A 19,823-nucleotide genomic window follows, 5' to 3' on the forward strand; every position below is an offset into this window, starting at 1 on the left:
CTCGCAGCAGGAGGGCGTTGCGGTGGGCGGCACTGCCCGCCGCCGCTTCTGCTGTTCGGGTTGCCTCCGTTCCGGGCCTGCGCAGTGTCCCCGCCAGTCTGCAGTCTTCTCAGGCGTTGGCGTCCGACGGCGGCGGGTCCGGTGATCTTCCCCGGATCCTTGCGCTGCTCGGGGCTTTGAGTTCGACAGCGGTCGAGGACGCCGGGGTGATGGGCTTCCGGGAGGCTGCCGATTTCGCGGCGAACGTTGAGGACATCGCCCGGACCCTGGAATACCTGCAGGTGGTCGCCGCCGGGGCYGTGGASCGRACCCGCCGCCAGGCCTCGGCTGCTGCGCGGGCCGGCTCGGGTTCCGCGGTTGGCTGGACCACCGGATGGGGTAACGAGACTGCCGTGCACGGGCCCATCGGCTGGGCCACCAGCCCGGCGGATGAGGACCACGTTGCCGAGACGGCGGTGTGTAACGAAGCTCCGGACCCCACAGAACCGGACCCGGCCGATGACGGGTGCCGGAACACCACAGAGTTTCTCCGCGCGAGGCTGCGGATCGGTACCGGCGAAGCCCGCCGCCGGCTGGCACTGGCGGAGGCGGTCCTGCCCAGGACCGGGATAACCGGGCACCCCCAACCGGCGGAACGGCCCGAACTCGCGGCCGCCGTGGCATCCGGGACCGTGGGCTCCCGGTCCGCGACCATCATCACCCTGGCGTTAGACCGGGTCCGCCACCACGCCGCCGAAGACACCACCGCCAGGATGGAACACGCCCTGACCCACACCGCGACGGAGCAGGACACCGACTTCGTTTCGTGGCCCGGGTCGCCCGGCAGTGGACGGAGGCGATCGACCAGGACGGGTCCGAACCCACCGAGGAGGAGCTCCGGCACCGCCAGGGAGCGTTAATCCGGAAGCCCCGGCGGGGACTGCACCACGTGGAATTCTTCGCCACTGCGGACCAGTACGAACCCCTCCTGACCGTGATGAACACGGCAACCAACCCCCGCACCCAACCAGGCGAGCCGGACCTGGACCAGCGCACCCGTCCCCAGCAGCTCCTGGACGGCCTTGTCGGCGCCTGCAAAGCAGCCCTGACCACCGGTGCGCTCCCTGCCGCGGGCGGGCTCCGCCCGCAGGTTATGGTCACCATCGACTACGGCGACCTCCTCGACCAGCTGGAGAACCTCGAGGACGCCACCGCCCAAGGACCACGCTCCCGATCAGGCGTAGACACCGGGACGAGCGCGGGCGCAGCTAACGGCATCCCGGGCACGGGCACAGGCTCGTTCACGTTCACCGGCCCCGTCACCGCCGCCACCGTCCGCAAGATCGCCTGCGATGCGGACATCATCCCCGTCCTGCTCGGCAGCCAGGGCAGGATCCTCGACATCGGCCGCACCACCAGGGTCTTCCCGCCCCACATCCGCAAAGCCCTCACCGCCCACGACCAGGGCTGCGCCTTCCCGGGCTGCACCATCCCCGCACCCTGGTGCGAAGCCCACCACATCTCTTACTGGTCACACGGCGGAACCACCAGCACAGACAACGGCACCCTGCTCTGCAGCCATCACCACCACCTGATCCACAAGGAACAGTGGCAGATCCACGTCAAAACCGGGCCTGCTCTGCAGCCATCACCACCACCTGATCCACAAGGAACAGTGGCAGATCCACGTCAAAACCGGGATCCCCTGGTTCATCCCGCCACCCCACATCGACCCACGACAGGTCCCCCGACGAAACACCTACTTCACAACCTTGCTTTCAGCCTGACGCTGAGCGACCAGGACCAATCACGCACGGGCGCATATCTCGGCGGTGGCAGACCAAAGCGCGCCCCCGGAGCCGTTCCGGGGCGGGCCGGGCGGCAAGTGACCGTTCGCGCTTGGTGAAGTGACGTGGTTGCCCTTCAAGAATCAAAGGGCGGAGACACCCCGTGCGGAACGGCTACCGCCCCGCCGCGTAGCCTTGCGCGCCGCGGGGGTTCGCTGCGGCCTGCAGGACTCCCGTCAGTGGATCGCGCACAACGGCGGACAGCCTTCCCAGCGTCCAGCCGCCTGCCCGCGTGATCCGGTGACCGCGACGTTCCAGGCCCGCAATGACGTCCTCACCCAGCCGGTCCTCCACGACTGCGCCGCCCGGCTCCCAGGTGCGGGGCCAGAACGACCCCGGCATCGAAGTCGTATGGAACGTCGGCGCATCGATGGCCTGTTGCGGGGAGTAGCCGCCCACGATGGTCCGCAGCAGGTACGGCAGCTGCCACTGGTCCTGCTGGTCGCCGCCCGGAGAGCCCAGTGCGGTGACAGCCGTGCCGTTCCGAAGCACGAGGGTCGGCGTCAGGGTGGTGCGGGGGCGCTTCCCCGGAGTGAGCGTTGACGGCGTTCCGGGTTCGAGCCAGGTCATCTGCAGCCGCGTTCCCAGGCAGAAGCCCAGCTCGGGAATCGCCGGGGATGACTGCAGCCAGCCGCCTGACGGAGTCGCCGAAATCATGTTTCCCCAGCGGTCCACCACGTCGAGATGGCAGGTGTCGCCGCGCGTCTCGCCGGTTGCCAGCACGGTCGGTTCCCCCACGCCGGCGCCGTTCCCGCGTAAGCCCGGCCCGTCGTCGTCGTTCACAAGCGCCGGCGGCACGTACTCCCTCCGGAGCGGCGGAGTAAACGGTTCTCGCCCGGGAACCCGGCCGGGCCGGAACTCATGCGACGCCTGCTCCGTGATCAACGCACGGCGCTCCGCGGCGTACCCGGGGGACAGCAGATGGTCGAGCGGAACGTCAGTGTCGCCGTAGTAGGCCTCCCGGTCGGCGAGCGCCAGCTTCTGGGCCTCGAGGATCGTGTGCGCGCCGAGTTCGGTGGACGGGTCGAGGTAGTCGTCGGCGAATCCTTCCAGGATCGCAAGGGTTTGCAGCAGCGCCGGACCCTGGCCCCACGGGCCTGTTTTGGCGACCGTGTGCCCCCGGAACTGAAGAGTCGCAGCGGGCTCGTAGCCTGCCTCGAAGGCTGCCAGGTCATTCAGTGACAGCACGCCCCGATGGTCGGTGCCGGATGAATGCCGGTGCGGCGTCTGCACGGACTGCACCATCGCCGCTGCGACAAAACCCTCGTGCCATTCGCGGCGGGCGGCGTCGATGCGCGCTTCCCGAGTGGACTCTGAGACCCCGGCCTCCGCCAGACGCACAAGGGTCCGCGCGTGGGCCGGATTCCGGACCAGCTCCCCCTCCGCAGGGATGCGGCCATCCGGCATCCACAGTTCGGCCGACGTGGGCCAGTGCTCCCGGAACAGTTCGGAAACCGCCGCGATTGTCGCACCCACCCGTCCCAGCACCGGATGGCCGTCGCGGGCGTACCCGATCGCGAACTCCAGCACCGCCGGCAGTTCCCACGTTCCGTAGTCGCGCAGCAAAAGGAGCCATGCGTCGACGGCGGCAGGTACCGCTGCGGCCAAGGCGCCCGAACCGGGCACTAGTTCCAAGCCCTCCGAACGATAGTGCTCCGCCGTTGCTCCCGCGGGAGCCGGCCCTTGCCCCATCAGGACCACCGGCTTGCCCGGTTCCGCAGCGGTGACAAACACCGCGGTCATGTCCCCGCCCGGACCGTTCAGGTGCGGCTCAACGACGTGGAGCACAAACGCCCCTGCGGTGGCGGCGTCGAACGCGTTCCCGCCCCGTTCCAGCACCGACTGGGCAGCCGCCGTCGCAAGCCAATGCGTCGAGGCGGACATCCCGAAGGTTCCCCGCAGGGTGGGGCGCGTGATGAAAGGCTCAGGCCGGGTAAAGGTCATGGGGACCACTGTAGCCACGGCCGCCAGCCGCAGGAGGGACTCACCGCGACGGTCGATGGCGGCTACTTGCCCAAGCCGGCCTTCCGCAGCGCCTCGGCCATGGCCGTGTTGACCGGAGCGGGCTTGGGCGGCGGCGTCCGTTTGGCGTCGGCGCTGTCTCTCCGCGGCTGACGGTCGCTACTCCGTGGCGGTTTGGCGTCGCTCCCCTGACGGGGTGCCCCGCTCCCCTGCCGTGGTGCACTGGCCTGCCGACCGGAAGCAGCCGGCCTGCCCGCCGCGGCAGTCGGCCGGCCACCGGCAGGTGCCGGTTCGTCGTCGAGCCTCAACGTGAGCGAGATGCGCTTCCGCTCCGGGTCGGCCTCAAGAACCTTCACCCGCACCACCTGGCCGGACTTCACCACCTCGCGTGGATCAGACACGAAGCGGTTGGCCAGTGCGGACACATGCACCAGTCCGTCCTGGTGCACTCCGACATCCACGAACGCCCCGAACGCGGCCACGTTGGTGACGGTTCCCTCCAGGATCATCCCGGGACGGAGGTCGGAGATCTTCTCGATCCCTTCCGAGAACTTGGCGGCTGCAAAGGCCGGCCGCGGGTCCCGTCCGGGCTTCTCCAGTTCGGAAAAGATGTCCTGGACCGTGGGCAGTCCGAAGGCGCCCTCCACGAAATCCTGCGCGTTGAGCGAAGCCAGGCTGCCGGCACCGGACCCGCTAAGAGCTGCCTTCCCGGCAGCTGACTTTCCGCCGCCTGCGGCCGCCAGGATCTTCCGCGCCACGGGGTAGGCTTCCGGGTGCACGCTCGAAGCGTCCAGCGGCTCCGCTCCCCCGGTGATCCGGAGGAACCCGGCGCACTGCTCGAACGCCTTGGCCCCCAGCCGCGGCACCTTCTTCAGATCACTGCGCTTGGCGAACGGTCCGTGCTCGTTCCGGTACGCCACGATGTTCTCGCTCAGCAGCGGCCCGACGCCGGCGACGCGGCTCAGCAGCGCAGGCGACGCCGTGTTGACGGCCACTCCCACCGCGTTGACGCAGTCCTCCACCACGGCATCCAGGCTGCGGTCCAGCTTCGCCGCCGTGACATCGTGCTGGTACTGCCCGACGCCGATCGACTTCGGCTCGATTTTCACCAGCTCGGCCAGCGGATCCTGCAGGCGCCGGGCGATGGAGACCGCCCCGCGCAGGGAGACATCCATGCCGGGCAGCTCGGCCGCAGCAAGCGCCGACGCCGAATACACCGAGGCCCCGGCTTCGGACACCACCAGCTTTTCCGGTGCCGCTGCTCCCGACGCGGACAGCTTCTTGATCAGTTCGAGGGCGAGCTTGTCGGTCTCGCGGGACGCCGTCCCGTTGCCGATCGCCACCAGTTCGACGGCGTGCTGGCGCGCCAGCCGGACCAGCGTGGCCAGGGCTTCGTCCCACTTGCGCGCCGGGGCGTGCGGGTAGACCGTGTCGGTGGCCACCACTTTGCCGGTCCCGTCCACCACGGCCACCTTCACGCCGGTGCGCAGTCCCGGGTCCAGTCCCAGGGTTGCCCGGTTGCCTGCCGGGGCCGCCAGCAGCACGTCGCGGAGGTTTGCGGCGAAAACCCGCACGGCTTCGTCCTCGGCTGCGGCGAACATCCTCCCCCTCAGGTCGGCCGTGAGCCGGGCCAGCACCCGCGAGCGCCACGCCACCTGCGCGGTCTGCAGCAGCCATTCATCGGCTGGCCGGCCGCGGTCCGCGACCCCGAGGAACCTGGCCACGGCGGACTCGTAGCGGCCGCGGGCGGCGGCCAGGGCGGCGTCGTCGAACGGTTCCGCCTCGGCGAGATCCAGCTCCAGCACCCCGTCCTTTTCCCCGCGGAGCAGCGCCAGGACACGGTGCGACGGCATCCCGGACGGCGCCTGCGAAAACTCGAAGTAGTCCTTGAACTTCTGTCCCTCGGCCTCCTGGCCCTTCTTCACCCGCGACACCATGCGGCCCTGGGTCCAGAGTCGTTCGCGGAGGGTCGCGGCGAGATCGGGGTCCTGGGCCACCCGCTCGACGAGGATGGACCGGGCACCCGCCAGCGCTGTCGCGGCGTCCTCGATGGAATGTTCAGCGTTCAAATACTTGGCGGCCTCGCGCTCCGGGTCCAGTTCCGGGCGCTTGAGAAGGGCATCCGCGAGCGGCTCGAGACCCGCCTCACGGGCGATCTGGGCCTTGGTCCGCCGCTTGGTTTTGAAGGGAAGGTAGATGTCTTCCAACCGGGATTTGGTATCGGCGCCGACGACGGCGGCTTGCAGTTCCGGCGTCAGCTTGCCTTGCGCGGCGATCGCCTCCAGGACGGTCCGACGGCGGTCCTCCAGTTCGCGAAGGTACCGGAGCCGCTCCTCGAGGTCGCGGAGCTGGGTGTCGTCCAGCGTCCCGGTGGCTTCCTTGCGGTACCGGGCGATGAAGGGAACGGTCGAGCCGCCGTCGAACAGTTCCACCGCGGCCTTCACCTGCCACGCCTTGACCCCCAGCTCGCCGGCGATCTGGGCCGCGATGTGCTCGGCAGTTGAGCCGGCAGACATGGTGGTGACCGGGCTGGCCGGTGTTGTGGCCGGTGTACCGGCAGGGAAAGCGGAGGGGCGCTGCGGGATGTGGTTCACCCAGATCATTTTGCCTTACCGGACCGACACTGTGACGCTGTGCCATCTCTGCACCTCCCCGCGGCAGCCAAAACTGGGGCTATCCACAAGGGAAAAGAAGTGATGTAGTGGCAGTTGGGGGGAGCCCGACGATCTACGGAGGCGGTCCACGATGCAGGAGTTGCTCATCATCCTTCAGGGCGGCTTTGAGGAGGACAACGTCACGGTTTTCGTCAACGGCAAGCAGGCCAGGCGCGACACCGAACTTTCCACGAATCCGTTGCTTGGAATCGCCGAAGAAGTCGCGATCGAGGTTCCGGCGCGCGGGGCAACTATCGGCGTCGATGTCACCAGCCGGGGCTTGTCCGGGGGCGTCAAGCTCAGCGGCAGGCCCAAGAGCCTCCTCGTGTCCATCGAAAACGGCAAACTCCTGCTGCGGGAAGGGACCGGCCGCGAAGCGTTCCTGTAGCGGGCGGGCTTGGTTAGCGGGCGGGCTTGGTTACCGGTCGGGCCGGCCGGTCAGGAGCTCTGCCGGTCTGCGCGCCCGCAGCGATGATGTTCCGGCGATGCAGCGCCACCGCCAGCAGGATCAGCGGAACATGGATCGCCGGGAGGTTCCTCGCGAACCACTTGGGCAGGTAAATGTCAGTCACCGACCCCGTCTCGTCTCCGAGGTTTTTGGCCACAGCGGTCAGCGGGCAGTGGAAGCCGTTGGCGGCAAAAACGAGCGTTTCACCGGCAACGACGCACGCGGCCACCCCGGCACGCCTGTCCGTGCGACCGCGGATTCCCGCGTACAAGAGGTAGACCATGCAGGCTTCGATCAGGAACCAGGCCAGCGTGTGGAATGACTTCACTGCCGTCAAGGCCATGCGGTTTCGGTCCATGTCTCCGCCTCGTGCCGGTATTCCGTCTCGCCCTATTTCCCTGGAACGCGGGCAGAGTCCGCGGGCGCGTCCTCGGCGATGTCCTCGGCCCACAGTTCCGGGTAGTCGCGCTGGAAAGCGAGCATCATGTCCACGCAGCGCTGGTCGTCCAGCACCAGCACTTCAACACCCCGCGAGCGCAGGAGCTCGAATTCGCCAGGAAATGTCCTGGCCTCCCCCACCACCACCCGCGGAATCTTGAACTGGATGATCGTCCCGGTGCACATCGCGCATGGAGCCAGGGTGGTGTAGAGCGTGGTGTCGCGGTAACTCTTCTGGCGCCCGGCAGCACGGAGCGCAGCCATCTCGCCGTGGGCGATGGGATCGCCGTGCTGTACGCGCTCGTTGTGGCCGCTGGCGAACACTTCATTGCCCCTCGCCAGCGCGGCACCGATGGGGATGCCACCTTCACTGAGACTCTGCTCGGCGGCCCGGACAGCTGCTTGGAAGGCTGCCTCATCGTAGGTGGCGGGGGCTGAGGCGGCTGCCTCGGTGGCGGTGTGGTCACCCGGTTTATTGCTCATGCGGCCCTCCCTTGTGGCCGGCAAGTCCCGCCGACTCCTCGATATCCTGGACCACTTCATTCTTCCTGAGGAACCAGGGTTTGAAAGGCGGGTCAAAGCGTGCGAACCGGGGCGCTCCGACTGGCCTGAGGCCGGCTTGAGCCAGGGCTTCCTGCAGGACTCTGTTCCGCTTCTCGAACGCCGCTTCGGTCCCCCTGCCGGAGAATCCCAGGACGGCGGCCATCGAACCGCGCACGGCCCGGATTTCCACTTGCGGATTATTCGGAACGGGAGCTGTTGCCGCCGTGATGCTGGCGGGAAGAACGAACGCAACAACGAATTCGCTGTCGCCGAGGGCACCGCTCTGGACCACCGGCGCGGTCATTGCCAGTTTCCGGGATGGCGCGGGACTTTGCAGGACCGGGGCGGTCATGGACACGGACCTGCGTGCGGTGTTGTTACCGCTGATGTAGCCGAAAAGAAGCCGAAAAGCGGCGTTGCCCGCACTGTCGAAGGTCGCGTTCACCTTCACTTCGGCGACGGAGTGCGCCGGGTAACGGCGCACTTCAAAATCCGGAAACCGTTGGACGACTTCAAAAGGCTGCTGTTCAGTCATGTTCCTCAGACCTTACGCCGACCGTGCCTGCCCGGGCCAGAGGCTGGCGGGCAGCGGCAGAGCCGAACGGGGGGTGCCCAAGCCAAATTGTCAGGACCCTTTGGTAGCTTGGCAATAAGACATCAGCGGCAACTCACAACAACCGGCACCGCAACATCTACAGCAACGAGGCGCAGTGTTTCTTCTTGAACCGGAAGTACCGGATCTGGCACAGGACCTGGTCTTCTCCGCGAGCGATCTGGTGATCGCGGCCACGTGCGAGTACCAGCTGCTCCGCAAACTCGATGAAAAACTGGGCAGGTCCGCCAGGGCCGAATTCGAGCCCGACGAGATGCTGGCCCGCACGGCGAAGCTTGGTGACGTCCACGAGCACAAGGTCCTTGACAAGTTCCTGGCTGAGTTCGGCCCGTGGGATCCCGCCACCGGCCGAGGCGTGTACGACGTCGCCGCCGCCACAGCAATGGACCGCGCCACCCTGCAGGCCAAACATGCCGAATCGATCGATGCGCTGCGGGCCGGGGCGGACGTCGTGTTCCAGGCGGCCTTCTTCGACGGCCGGTTCCACGGCCGCTCCGACTTTCTGGTCAAACAGGGCGACGGCAGCTACGCCGTGTACGACACCAAACTGGCCCGCCATGCCAAAGTGACGGCGTTGCTCCAGCTGGCCGCGTACGGCGACCAGCTGCTGCATGCCGGAATCGCACCGGACCCGGCGGTCACCCTCATCCTTGGTGCCACCATTGAAACTGTGGGAGGCGGCTTCGACTATGTCCGGAGCAGCCACAAGCTCGCTGACATCCTGCCGGTGTTCCGCGAGCGGCGGGACAGGTTCCTTGCGCTGACCACCGGCCACCGTAACCAGCCCGACGCCGTCAGCTGGGGAACGTCCGGCGTCGTCGCCTGCGGCCGCTGCGACTACTGCCAGGAACAGGTCAAAGCTACGGACGACCTCCTCCTGGTCGCGCGGATGAACTCGGCGCAGCGGAAGAAACTCCACGCGCAAGGGATCTTCACGGTCAAGCAGCTGGCCGATGCCACGCTGCCCGGCGCCAGCCCCTCCCTGCTGCGGATGCAGGACCAGGCCAGGATGCAAAGCAACGCCGGCACGGCAGAAGGTTCCGTCAATTACATCAAGGACGGCGAACAGCACAGCATCAGCTACCGGGTGATCCCGGAGAACACGCTGGCGGAACTGCCGCCGCCGAGCCCCGGCGACATCTTTTTCGACTTCGAAGGGGATCCGCTGTGGCAGGACAGCGCCACCGGCGTCTGGGGGCTCGAGTACCTCTTCGGAGTTATCGAAGCTCCGCCGGAACCGGATCGCCGGACTATGTTCAAGCCCTTCTGGGCCCACAACCGCGCCGCCGAGAAGCAGGCCTTCCTCGACTTCCTGGACTATGTGGAAGACAGGCGGCGCCACTACCCTGACATGCACGTCTACCACTACGCCGCCTACGAGAAGACCGCGCTCCGCAAACTGTCGGTGATGCACGTCGCCGGTGAGGACGTCGTGGACAACTGGCTGCGGGACGGACTCCTGGTGGACCTGTACCAGACGGTGCGGAACAGCATCCGTATCTCCGAGAACTCCTACAGCATCAAGAAACTGGAGCCGCTGTACATGGGCAGCAACCTCCGCTCCGGGGACGTGAAGGACGCCGGCGCCTCCGTGGTGGCCTACGCCGATTACTGCGAAGCGCGCGACGCCGGATTGTCCGAGGACGCCGCGGCCATCCTCGCCGGCATCTCCGACTACAACCAATACGATTGCCTCTCCACGCTGGAGCTTCGCGACTGGTTGCTGCGGCGCGCCGCCGAGCGAGGAATCCGGCCGGCACCCGGAAGTGCCGGTCCTGCCGGAAATCTAGGGCGGGGGGCAGCTGAGTCCGACGACGATGCCGCGGTCCGGCGTTCTGAACTCGCCATTCGGGCGTTCCTGGCCCGGGCGGCAGAGTTCCGCGCCGCAGGCGGTGAGCTCGGCGGCCCCGATTCCGATATCCAGGCTGTCGCCATGGTGGATGCGGCCGTGAGCTACCACCGCCGCGAGCGCAAGGCGTTTTGGTGGGCACATTTTGACCGCTGCGAAAACGGCCCCGACACCCACCAACAGGACCGTAACGTCTTCCTCGTGGAAGAAGCCCGCATCCTCGATGACTGGCACAAGGTGGGCACCAGGCTCCCGGAACGCAGGGTGCAGCTGACCGGAACGGTGAGCGCCGGCTCGGATCTCCGCGAGGGCAGCAAGTGGTTCCGGATGTACGACCGTCCGTTGCCGGCCGGCCTTGAGGGCACGGGCAACGACGGGTCGGGGCGCAACGGGTGGTTCGGGACGGAAGTTCTTGAGCTCGGCCACGAAGACGGGCGGGACACAGTGGTGATCCGGGACAAGCTGCACCGGAAGATCGAACCGCACAACAACCTGCCCATCGCCCTGACCGAAGACCAGCCCATCGCCACCAAGAGCTTGGAGGAAGCGCTGGCCCTGCTGGCGGACCAGGTCGCTGCCGGCCTTCCGGACGGCTCGGCAGACGCCCCGGGAGCAGCCGTACCGGGAAAGGCCGGGGCGCCGGGCAGGCCTGTTTTCCGGAAACACCCGGCGTTGGACCTGGTGCGCCGGATTCCGCCGCGGCTGGTGACAGGCAGTCCGCTCCCCGCACCGGCCGGCGGGCCGGACCGATTCATTGACGCCATCACGGCTGCGGTGGAGGCGCTCGACCATTCGTACCTCGCGGTACAGGGGCCGCCGGGCACCGGCAAGACGCACGTCGGCTCGCACGTCATCGCGCGGCTTGTGGCCCGAGGCTGGAAAGTGGGTGTGGTGGCCCAGTCGCACGCTGTGGTGGAGAACCTGCTCTGCACTGCCGTGGCAAAGGCCGGAGTGGACCCGCGCCGTGTAGCCAAGGACGTGAAACACGACGGTACTTTGCCGTGGCACCACCGGGACGCCGCGGACGTTGAACGGCTGCTCAGTTCCCCGGGCGGAGCGCTGGTGGGAGGCACTGCCTGGACCATGACCGGCTCCACGGTTCCCGCCGGGTCACTCGATCTGCTGGTGATCGATGAGGCCGGGCAGTTCTCCTTGGCGAACACCCTGGCTGTTGCCCAGGCGAGCCCTCGGCTGCTGCTGCTAGGAGATCCGCAGCAGCTCCCCCAGGTCAGCCAGGGCACCCACCCGGAGCCAGTCAACGAATCCGCGCTCGGCTGGATCTCCGCGGGTCGCGCCACGCTTCCGCCCGAGCTCGGGTACTTCCTCGCGGACTCTTGGAGGATGGCGTCACCCCTGTGCGAAGCCATTTCGGAGCTCGCCTACGAGGGCAGGCTGCGCTCAGCAAACGCGGCGGATCTGCGGATCCTGGCGGGCGTTCCTGCCGGAATCGAAACCGTGTTGGTCCCACACAGCGGCAACATCACGTCCTCCCCGGAGGAAGCCGCTGAAGTGGTGCGCCAGGTCGGGAGGCACCTGGGTCTGATGTGGCACGATGAAGCCGGCGGCCGTCCGCTGGGGCCGGAAAACATCCTGGTGGTGGCGGCTTACAACGCCCAGGTGAACCTGATCAGGGACGCCCTCGACTCGGCCGGCCACGCGGCGGTCCGCGTGGGCACCGTGGATAAATTCCAGGGCCAGGAGGCTGCCGTGGTGATCGTGTCCATGGCCTGCTCTGCGGTGGCGGAGGCTCCGCGCGGCATGGAATTCCTGCTCTCCCGGAACCGGATCAACGTGGCGGTTTCCCGCGGCAAATGGCGTGCCGTGGTGGTGCGGGCACCGGAACTGACCAACTACCTGCCCACCCATCCGGAAGGGCTCGAACAGCTGGGCGGTTTTATTGGACTGTGCCAGCGGTCGGCCCCCAGCTAGGGCCGGCGGTCCGCCACAAACCAGGGGGCAAGCAGTAGCGCCTCATCCAGCACCCTGCCGAAGTTCGCGGCGTCGTGTGCGAAGCGGCCCAGGAAAAGTCCGGAAACGCCGCCGAGCCGCGGAAGCAGGCCGGGTTTCGCTGAACCGCCGTAAATGACCGGAACTCCCTGGAGCCCGTGCCGGGCGAGCAGGCCGCGGAGGTGAATCACGACGTCGGACACGTAGCCGGCGTCCGCAGGCTCGGCGGCGCCGATGGCCCAGACCGGCTCGTAGGCAATAACGAGGCGCGTGGCCAGCGCCCAGTCGCCCCCGACGGCAGCGTCGATCTGACGGAACACAAAATCTGCTGCATCCCGGGCGGCGGCGGAGTCTTCGCCAACGCACAGCAGCGGCGTCAGCCCGGCGTCGTCCGCTGCCCGGACCTTGAGCGCCACCACGGCGTCGGTTTCGCCGAAGTGGGCGCGGCGCTCGGCGTGGCCGATCTCCACCAGTTGGACGCCCAGCTCGGCGAGCATGGACGGCGCCACTTCACCGGTCCACGGGCCGTCCGCCCAGCCGCAGTTCTGCGCACCGAGGAACAGCGCCGAACCCTCCACCAGAGCGGCGGCCGCGGGAAGCACCGGGAAGGACGGGATCACAAACGGGACAACCCGCCCGGCCGCGAGGGCCGGACGGGAGTCCACTTCGTGCCGCAGGCGCTCCAGCCAGCCCAGGCTGTCCCGGTATCCCAGGTACATCTTGGTGCTGACCCCGACATACGTCACGGCACTGTTATTACTGTTCAAGCTGTTGCTACTTCTCAAGCAGTTCGTCTGCCTTGTTCTGGAACCTCTTGGTCGCGAACATCATCGCGGCCGCCAGGAACGGCAGTACACCCAGGGCGTAAACACCCATCGTTCCGGTGTCGGACGCCGTGACCTGGTTGACCGTGGTCCGCAGGATCGGGGCCACGAAACCGCCCAGGTTGCCCAGCGAGTTGATCAGGCCGATGCCCGCGGCCGCAGCCGTGCCGGTGAGGAACGCCGTCGGGTAGGACCAGGCGATGGGTCCGATCGACAGGAAGCTGCACACCGCCAGGGTGATGAAGATGATGCCCAGTGCCGGGATGTGGTTGGCGCCGGCCCACGCCGAGCCGAAGATGCAGAGCCCGGTGGAGATAAACAGCCCGGTGCCCCATACCCGGCGGCGGACGATGGTGTTGGCCGCCTTGCCGATGAAGTAGCAGGCGAAGATGCCGAAGAACCACGGGATGGCCGCCATCAGGCCGACGGCGAAGCCCACCTTCTGGCCCGTGAGCTGTGCCACCTGCTGCGGCAGGTAGAACGTCACGCCGTAGACCGCCACCTGGAGGCAGAAGTAGATGACGGTGAAATACCAGACCTTGCGGTTCTTCATGGCCGCGAGTACGCCGCGGGGACCGGTTTCTTCCTTGACGGTGTCTTCCAGTGCCATGACATCCAGCAGCGCCTTCTTTTCGCCGGGGTTCAGGAACTTTGCGTCCTGCGGGCTGTTGATCAGGAAGAAATACGCGGCGATGCCGGCCAGGACTGCGAGCATGCCTTCGACGAAGAACATGACCTGCCAGCCGGCCACGCCGGGAACCTGGTCGCCGATGTTGATCAGCCAGCCGGACAGCGGGGCGCCCATCATCTGGGAGAACGGCTGGGCCAGGTAGAAGATGGCGAACATCTTCACGCGCACCTTGTTCGGGAACCAGGCCGCCAGGAACATGATGACGCCCGGGAACAGGCCGGCCTCAGTCACGCCGAGCAGGAAGCGCAGGATGATAAAGGACGTCTCGCCCTGAACGAAGGCGAAGCACGCGGACACAATGCCCCAGGTGATGGCGATGCGGGCCAGCCACACTTTGGCGCCGAACTTGGTCAGGAGCAGGTTGCTGGGGATTTCGAACAGTGCGTAGCCGATGAAGAAAATGCCGGCGCCAAGGGCGTAGGCCCCGGCAGTGACTCCGCGGTCCACGCCTAGCGCCGCTTCGGCGAAGCCCACGTTGGTGCGGTCCAGGAAGGCCACGACGTAGAGGATGACGAGCATGGGCATGAGCCGGAACGAAGCTTTGGAAATCGCCGATTTGAGGACCGGCGAATCCAGGAGCTCCTTCGTGGACGTTGCTGTTAGGGACATCAAAACTCCTCTTTGAGTAAATCAGTTGCGAACGAAGGGGGTACTTCGGGTCCTAGCGGGAGAACGCGATGATCATGATCCCGGCGAGGCAGGCAAGGATGCCCACGGCGAGGTAAATCTGGCGACCGCGGCTCCAGGACCTGAGCCCTGTCGCCGGCCGTGATGATGCCGGCCGTGCTTTTGCGGACAGTCTTGCGGGGGTGCTGTGCTGTGCCATGGCTGGCCTTCCCTAGTGCATGTAGAGTCCGCCATCCACATTCAGCGTCTGGCCGGAGATGTAGCCGGCGTCCTCGCTGATGAGGAAGGCGATGGCTGCTGCGATGTCGCGGGTGGACCCGACCCGGTTGACTACGAGGTCCTTGGTGAGTTCGTCCTTGCGTTCCTGGCTCAGCGTGCCGCCCATGATGTCGGTGTCGATCGGGCCCGGGGAGATGGCGTTGACGGTGATGTCGTACTCCCCCAGTTCCCGGGCAGTGGAGCGGGTCAGCCCGATCACGCCGGCCTTCGCCACCGAGTAGGGCGTCTTGGAGAACGTGCCGCCGCCGCGCTGGGCCGACACGGAGGAGATGTTCACGATGCGCCCGATCCGGTTCTCCACCATGGATTCGGCCACGCGGCGGGTGGCATAGTGGACGCCGTTGAGGTTGATGTTCAGGACACGGTCCCATTCGGCCGCGTCAAGCTCCAGGTACGGAACGGGTGAACTGACGCCGGCCACGTTGGCGAGGGCCACGACCTGCGGCAGCTCCGCTTCGATCTCGTCGATGGCCCGACGGACGGACGCTTCATCGCCGACGTTGGCGCCGACGCCGTGGGCCTGCACGCCGTACTGGGCGGCGAGTTCCTTGGCGGTGGCCTTGCAGAGTGCGTCGTCGAGGTCGATGATGCCGATGTTCCAGCCCTGCGCGGCCAGGTAGTTGACGGTCGCCCGGCCGATGCCGCGCTCGGAGACGGCTCCGGTGACGATTGCCGTGCGTTCTGCGGGGAAGATGCTCATGTGGGTGGCTCCTGTGTTAGTTGATCGGCGCGGGGCCGAGGTCTTCGATCAGCTGCTGCATGGCCACGTAGGCCTTGTTGCGGTAGGCGATCAGCTCGGGGGTCCGCTCGGCCGGTACGTTGAGGAAGCCCGCGCCGGTCTTGGTGCCCAGCTTTCCCGCTTCCACCAGGTCCGTGAGGATCTTCGGGGTGGCGAACCGCTCCGGGAAGTCGGTTTGGAGGGACTTGTAGCAGAAGTTGTAGACGTCCAGCCCGGCCATGTCCGCAATCGCGAAGGGACCGAAGAACGGGAGCCGGAAGCCGAAGGTGGTGCGGACCAAGGTGTCCACGTCGTCCGCCGTCGCGATGCCCTGCTCCACCAGCTGCGCCGCTTCGTGGAAGAGCGCGTACTGCAGGCGGTTGAGAACGAAGCCGGTGACATCCTTGACGACGGCGGTCTGCTTGCCGGCAGCGTGCACCAGGTCGCGGACTGCGCCGACCGTCGTTGCCGACGTACCGGCGTGAGGAATGATCTCCACGCCGGGGATGAACGGTGACGGGTTGGAGAAGTGCACGCCGAGGAACCGTTCCGGGTTGGTAACCGGTTCGGAGAGTTCCGCGATGGAGATGGTGGAGGTGTTCGAGCCGATGATGGCGTCCGGCTTGGCCGCGGCGCTGATGCGGGCCAGCGTCTGGTGCTTGATGGCGATGACTTCGGGGACGGCTTCCTCGATGAAGTCCGCGTCGGCCACGGCTTCCTCGATATCCTTGGCAGCCCAGAGGTTCTGCTTCAGGATTTCGGTGGAACCGGCGGGGAACAGGCCGTCGGCCACGAACTGGTCGGATTCGGCGAGGAGACGGTCGTAGTTGCTCTGCGCCACTTCGGCGGACACATCCGCGAGAGCCACGCGGGCTCCGCCAAGCGCCAGGACCTGCGCGATCCCGCCGCCCATGTAGCCGGAGCCGACGACGGCGATCCTACGGGCGCTGTTTAAGGCTGCCGCGTTGGGGGTGCTGACTGTTTCGGTCATGATCAGACTGCCTTCGTGTAGTCGGGCTCGTAGGAGCAGATAGCGTCCACCTTGGCGGCGGAGGATGAGGTCTCGTCGAAACGGTAGTCGAGCCATTCGCCCACCAGCTTCTTGGCCAATTCGAGGCCGATCACCCGCTGGCCCATGGTGAGGACCTGGGCGTTGTTGCTCAGCACGGAGCGCTCCACGGAATAGCCGTCGTGGGCCGTGACCGCGCGGATCCCGGGAACCTTGTTGGCCGCGATGGCCACTCCCAGCCCGGTGCCGCAGATCAGCAGCGCACGGTCCGCTTCGCCGTCGGCCACTTTGCGGGCGGCGTCGACGGCGACATGCGGGTACGCGGTGGAGTCGTTCGCGCCCACGCCGATGTCCAGCACGGACGCGACGCGGCTGTCCGCTTCGAGCAGCGCCTTCAGCGCTTCCTTGTATTCGACGCCGGCTTCATCGTTGCCGACGACGATCCGCCAGCCTGGGGAAGTACTGGTGCTCATGCTTTTGCTCCATTTCCGGCCGCGGAGGCCGCCAGTTGGGAATCCATTAGTGGGGAATTAGTGAGTTCAGATTCGACGTAGCGGGAGATCCGGGCCGCAATCAGCCCGAACGAAACTGCACCGGGATCGGGATGCCCCACGCTCTTTTCGGCGAGGGGCCGTGCGCGGCCCTTGAGCGGCCGGAGCGAAGCGGTGGCGTCAGCGGCCTGCTGGGCAGCGGCCGCTGCGGCGGCGAGCGCCCCGCGTACCGGAGTTCCGCCGTCGAACGCGTTCAGGAAGGTGTCTTTGAAGGGAAGCAGCGCATCCACCATGGTTTTGTCCCCCGGCTCGGCCTTGCCGAGGGCGGTGATTGCGTCCACGAAGGCGGTGACGGCGGCCGCCGCGTCCTCGCCGCGGTAAGCGTCCCTGTTACCGAGGGCGAGCCCGGCGGCGATCACGGCGGATCCCCACAACGCACCGGAGGTTCCGCCGGCGCGTTCGCTCCAGGCTTCCCCTGCCGCTGTGAGAACGCGTTCCACTGATGCCCCGGCCGCCGAAATTTCCCGGGCGGCGGCGGTTGCGGCGTCCACGCCGCGGCGCATGCCGATGCCGTGATCACCGTCGCCGGCGATGGCGTCCAGGTCCCCCAGTTCCTCTTCATGCTCGACGACGACGCCCTGCACCTGGGCGAGCACGGCGGCTGCCAGCCGGCCCAGGTCAGCTGCTGCCGGCGTCGTGTTTTCCACTTCGCCAGCTACGGCGTCTTCCGGTCCGGCCAGTTCGCGGCGGGCCCGCGGGGCGAGGTTGCCCTTGCGGAAGGCCGGGGTGTCGGCCGGGGCTGCCCAGAACTGCTCCAATTCGTCGTCCAGCCAAAGCAATGTCAGGGACAGCCCGGACATGTCCAGGCTGGTGACCAGCTCGCCGCATTCCGGTTCCACCACGGTCAGGCCCGCGGCGGTGAGGAGCTTTTCGATCTTGCCGAAGAGCAGGAACAGTTCGTCGTATTTGACCGTGCCCAGGCCGTTGACGATGGCCACCACGCGGTTCCCGGCGTCGTCGGGCTTGTCCGCCAGGAGCCTGGAGACGAGCAGTTCGGCGAGTTCGGAGGCGGTGGGCATCGGGTGTTCCGAGATGCCCGGTTCGCCGTGAATGCCCAGGCCGAGCGACATCTGGCCGGCGGGCACGTGGAACAGCGGCGCATCCGCGCCCGGGAGCGTACAGCCGTCAAACGCCACGCCCAGGGAACGGGTGCGGTAGTTGGTGCGGATGGCCAGACGTTCGACGGCGTCGAGGTCCAGTCCCGCTTCGGCCGCGGCGCCGGCGATCTTGAAGACCGTGAGGTCTCCGGCGATGCCGCGGCGCTTCTCGATCTGGTCCAGCGGGGCGCTGGCGATGTCGTCCGTGACGAGGACGGTCCGGGTTTCGATGCCTTCGGCGTTGAGGCGCAGCTGGGCTTGCCCGAAGTGGAGCACGTCGCCGGCGTAGTTGCCGTAGCTCAGAAGGACGCCGCCGCCGGCGTTGGATGCCTTGGCCACCCGGTAGACCTGGCCGGCCGCCGGGGACGCGAACATGTTGCCGCAGGCGGAGCCGGTGGCGAGGCCCGGCCCCACCAGGCCGGCAAAGGCCGGGTAGTGGCCGGAGCCGCCGCCCACCACCAGGGCCACCTGGCCGGCAGGCACCTCGGTGGAGCGGACCACGCCGCCGTCAACGCGGGCAACATAGCCGCGGTTGGCTGCCACAAAGCCGTCCAGTGCCTCATCCGCGAAATCAGCGGGGTTGTCGAAGATCTGGGTCATGGTTTCCTCATCGAATCCGTGTTGGGAAATGCAGTGTCGGGCTGAGGCCCTGTTTAGACGGCGGCCAGTGCGGCGGCCGGCTGCTGCCGCCCCTGCGCCACCTGGCTCCGGCCCAGCGCGTAGCCGTCCGTCTTGGGGAGGACGTGGCGGCGAAGGTAGTCCTGGTTGCTGGCCGTCACGCTGAGGCCGTCTCCGCCGTAGTGCTCGGTGCAGAGGATGCCCTGGAACCCGACGGATAGTGCGAGCTTGAAAGCTTCGCGGTAGTTGATGAGGCCGCTTTCCATAGGCGCCGGCATGGCGACGTACATGTCGCGGGCCGTGTCCTCGTCCCGGATGTAGTTCTTCATGTGCCAGTAGTTGGAGTACGGCAGGGTCTTGGCCACCATCTCGCGCCAGTCCTCGATGGGCCGGTGGAGCCGGATCAGGTTGCCGAGGTCCGGGTTGAGGCCGACGTTGGACAGGCCGATGTCCTGGACCAGCTGGACCGAGGAATCCGCGGTTCCCAGGTAGGTGTCCTCATACATTTCGAGCGAGAGCAGGACCCCGACTTCGGCTGCGTGCCGGCCAAGTTCGCGGAGACGAGCGACGGCGTTTCCCCAGGCTTCCTTGTTTCCGGCCGGGTCCTTGTAGCCTTCGACGGTCCAGAACCAGAGCTGTTTCTGCTGCTCGGCCGTGATGGCCTGGTGGAGCCCGAACGAGACAACTTCGCAGCCCAGCTCGGCGGCGGCGTCGATGGTGCGGTGGCTGTAGGCAAGGTTGGCTTCCCAGTTGCCTTCTTCGATGACGCTGCGCCGGATGGCGGAGATGACCGGCACGCCGATGCCCACGGCGTCTGCCGTCTGCTTGAACTCGGCCAGGCGTTCCTTGCTGAGATCGCCGGGGCGCACCCAGCTGTCCGTGAGGTCCGCGTGGGCGAAGCCGGCTTCCTTTACCTCGGTGAGGACCTCGGCCCAGGCCGATGCGTCGGCGTCGTTGATGTGGGTTCCCTGGGCATCGGTGCCCGGGAACTGAAGCAGGGCCGCAGTAATGGGCCAGTTCTCGGCTGTGTAGGCCATGGTGTTCACTCCTTTGTGCGAATCCTGTTTCCTATAGGATTTACTATCGACACAAAGTTGTCAAGGTCACACTTCAGGTGGTGTCAGCCCAA

At 67.2% G+C, this 19,823-nt stretch carries 15 protein-coding genes and 1 pseudogene; 3 read left to right on the top strand and 13 right to left on the bottom strand.

From position 1 onward, the window contains the following. Window positions 1-77 precede the first annotated feature (77 nt). A pseudogene (locus ASF98_RS07000) lies at window positions 78-1,766 on the top strand (DUF222 domain-containing protein). 174 nt (window positions 1,767-1,940) lie between these two features. Here the strand turns inward: ASF98_RS07000 and ASF98_RS07005 are convergent. Then, window positions 1,941-3,770 carry a gamma-glutamyltransferase family protein gene (locus ASF98_RS07005; protein WP_055799407.1) on the bottom strand — a complete coding sequence of 610 codons (1,830 nt, stop codon included), beginning with the start codon at window positions 3,768-3,770 and terminating at the stop codon, window positions 1,941-1,943. Between the two features lie 62 nt (window positions 3,771-3,832). After that, window positions 3,833-6,304 (bottom strand): Tex family protein, encoded by a 2,472-nt coding sequence (locus ASF98_RS07010; RefSeq protein ID WP_055799506.1) that lies wholly within the window; start codon window positions 6,302-6,304, stop codon window positions 3,833-3,835. Between the two features lie 229 nt (window positions 6,305-6,533). On the opposite strand from ASF98_RS07010, the gene ASF98_RS07015 reads away from it, so the two are divergent. Beyond that, window positions 6,534-6,830 carry a hypothetical protein gene (locus ASF98_RS07015; protein WP_028272106.1) on the top strand — a complete coding sequence of 99 codons (297 nt, stop codon included), beginning with the start codon at window positions 6,534-6,536 and terminating at the stop codon, window positions 6,828-6,830. A gap of 13 nt (window positions 6,831-6,843) precedes the next feature. Here ASF98_RS07015 and ASF98_RS07020 read toward each other — a convergent pair whose 3' ends face one another. The 3 genes from ASF98_RS07020 to ASF98_RS07030 are packed head-to-tail and all read right to left on the bottom strand — an operon-like array spanning window position 6,844 to window position 8,406. Beyond that, the gene (locus tag ASF98_RS07020) at window positions 6,844-7,248 is read right to left on the bottom strand and encodes a hypothetical protein (RefSeq protein WP_055799410.1); all 405 of its coding nucleotides are present in this window, start codon (window positions 7,246-7,248) and stop codon (window positions 6,844-6,846) included. Between the two features lie 32 nt (window positions 7,249-7,280). Next, complete coding sequence (locus ASF98_RS07025) at window positions 7,281-7,811, bottom strand: nucleoside deaminase (RefSeq protein ID WP_055799412.1); 531 nt, start codon at window positions 7,809-7,811, stop codon at window positions 7,281-7,283. Further along, the gene (locus tag ASF98_RS07030; RefSeq protein ID WP_055799415.1) at window positions 7,801-8,406 is read right to left on the bottom strand and encodes an SOUL family heme-binding protein; all 606 of its coding nucleotides are present in this window, start codon (window positions 8,404-8,406) and stop codon (window positions 7,801-7,803) included. The genes ASF98_RS07025 and ASF98_RS07030 overlap by 11 nt, the downstream gene beginning before the upstream one ends. A 175-nt stretch (window positions 8,407-8,581) precedes the next feature. Between ASF98_RS07030 and ASF98_RS07035 the strand changes: the two genes are divergently transcribed. Further along, window positions 8,582-12,262, top strand: coding sequence for a TM0106 family RecB-like putative nuclease (locus tag ASF98_RS07035; protein ID WP_055799417.1), 3,681 nt, complete (start codon window positions 8,582-8,584; stop codon window positions 12,260-12,262). Here the strand turns inward: ASF98_RS07035 and ASF98_RS07040 are convergent. The 8 genes from ASF98_RS07040 to ASF98_RS07070 are packed head-to-tail and all read right to left on the bottom strand — an operon-like array spanning window position 12,259 to window position 19,731. After that, window positions 12,259-13,047, bottom strand: coding sequence for a triose-phosphate isomerase family protein (locus tag ASF98_RS07040; RefSeq protein WP_268760419.1), 789 nt, complete (start codon window positions 13,045-13,047; stop codon window positions 12,259-12,261). The two genes, ASF98_RS07035 and ASF98_RS07040, sit on opposite strands and share 4 nt — an antisense overlap. 7 nt (window positions 13,048-13,054) lie before the next feature. Then, a complete protein-coding gene (locus tag ASF98_RS07045) occupies window positions 13,055-14,404 on the bottom strand; it encodes an MFS transporter (protein ID WP_055799420.1) in 1,350 nt (449 codons plus the stop codon). A gap of 52 nt (window positions 14,405-14,456) precedes the next feature. Next, on the bottom strand, window positions 14,457-14,621 hold the full coding sequence (locus ASF98_RS24085) for a hypothetical protein (protein WP_156372326.1): 165 nt from the start codon (window positions 14,619-14,621) through the stop codon (window positions 14,457-14,459). Between the two features lie 12 nt (window positions 14,622-14,633). Further along, window positions 14,634-15,401 carry an SDR family NAD(P)-dependent oxidoreductase gene (locus tag ASF98_RS07050; protein ID WP_055799423.1) on the bottom strand — a complete coding sequence of 256 codons (768 nt, stop codon included), beginning with the start codon at window positions 15,399-15,401 and terminating at the stop codon, window positions 14,634-14,636. Window positions 15,402-15,417: 16 nt separating this feature from the next. Then, complete coding sequence (locus ASF98_RS07055; protein ID WP_055799426.1) at window positions 15,418-16,410, bottom strand: 3-hydroxyacyl-CoA dehydrogenase family protein; 993 nt, start codon at window positions 16,408-16,410, stop codon at window positions 15,418-15,420. 2 nt (window positions 16,411-16,412) lie between these two features. Continuing rightward, a complete protein-coding gene (locus ASF98_RS07060; protein ID WP_055799428.1) occupies window positions 16,413-16,901 on the bottom strand; it encodes a ribose-5-phosphate isomerase in 489 nt (162 codons plus the stop codon). Beyond that, window positions 16,898-18,676 carry a dihydroxyacetone kinase subunit DhaL gene (gene dhaL / locus ASF98_RS07065; protein ID WP_055799432.1) on the bottom strand — a complete coding sequence of 593 codons (1,779 nt, stop codon included), beginning with the start codon at window positions 18,674-18,676 and terminating at the stop codon, window positions 16,898-16,900. The genes ASF98_RS07060 and dhaL overlap by 4 nt, the downstream gene beginning before the upstream one ends. 53 nt (window positions 18,677-18,729) lie before the next feature. Then, window positions 18,730-19,731, bottom strand: coding sequence for a sugar phosphate isomerase/epimerase family protein (locus ASF98_RS07070; protein WP_055799435.1), 1,002 nt, complete (start codon window positions 19,729-19,731; stop codon window positions 18,730-18,732). Between the last annotated feature and the right edge of the window lie 92 nt (window positions 19,732-19,823).

The sequence above is a fragment of the Arthrobacter sp. Leaf337 genome, from assembly GCF_001423745.1.
Taxonomy (GTDB): domain Bacteria; phylum Actinomycetota; class Actinomycetes; order Actinomycetales; family Micrococcaceae; genus Arthrobacter.

Coding starts and splice junctions, on each gene's coding strand:
- ASF98_RS07005 (WP_055799407.1), bottom strand. CDS start 3,770: ATGACCTTTACCCGGCCTGAGCCTTTCATCACGCGCCCCACCCTGCGG.
- ASF98_RS07010 (WP_055799506.1), bottom strand. CDS start 6,304: ATGTCTGCCGGCTCAACTGCCGAGCACATCGCGGCCCAGATCGCCGGC.
- ASF98_RS07015 (WP_028272106.1), top strand. CDS start 6,534: ATGCAGGAGTTGCTCATCATCCTTCAGGGCGGCTTTGAGGAGGACAAC.
- ASF98_RS07020 (WP_055799410.1), bottom strand. CDS start 7,248: ATGGACCGAAACCGCATGGCCTTGACGGCAGTGAAGTCATTCCACACG.
- ASF98_RS07025 (WP_055799412.1), bottom strand. CDS start 7,811: ATGAGCAATAAACCGGGTGACCACACCGCCACCGAGGCAGCCGCCTCA.
- ASF98_RS07030 (WP_055799415.1), bottom strand. CDS start 8,406: ATGACTGAACAGCAGCCTTTTGAAGTCGTCCAACGGTTTCCGGATTTT.
- ASF98_RS07045 (WP_055799420.1), bottom strand. CDS start 14,404: ATGTCCCTAACAGCAACGTCCACGAAGGAGCTCCTGGATTCGCCGGTC.
- ASF98_RS24085 (WP_156372326.1), bottom strand. CDS start 14,621: ATGGCACAGCACAGCACCCCCGCAAGACTGTCCGCAAAAGCACGGCCG.
- ASF98_RS07050 (WP_055799423.1), bottom strand. CDS start 15,401: ATGAGCATCTTCCCCGCAGAACGCACGGCAATCGTCACCGGAGCCGTC.
- ASF98_RS07055 (WP_055799426.1), bottom strand. CDS start 16,410: ATGACCGAAACAGTCAGCACCCCCAACGCGGCAGCCTTAAACAGCGCC.
- ASF98_RS07060 (WP_055799428.1), bottom strand. CDS start 16,901: ATGAGCACCAGTACTTCCCCAGGCTGGCGGATCGTCGTCGGCAACGAT.
- dhaL (WP_055799432.1), bottom strand. CDS start 18,676: ATGACCCAGATCTTCGACAACCCCGCTGATTTCGCGGATGAGGCACTG.
- ASF98_RS07070 (WP_055799435.1), bottom strand. CDS start 19,731: ATGGCCTACACAGCCGAGAACTGGCCCATTACTGCGGCCCTGCTTCAG.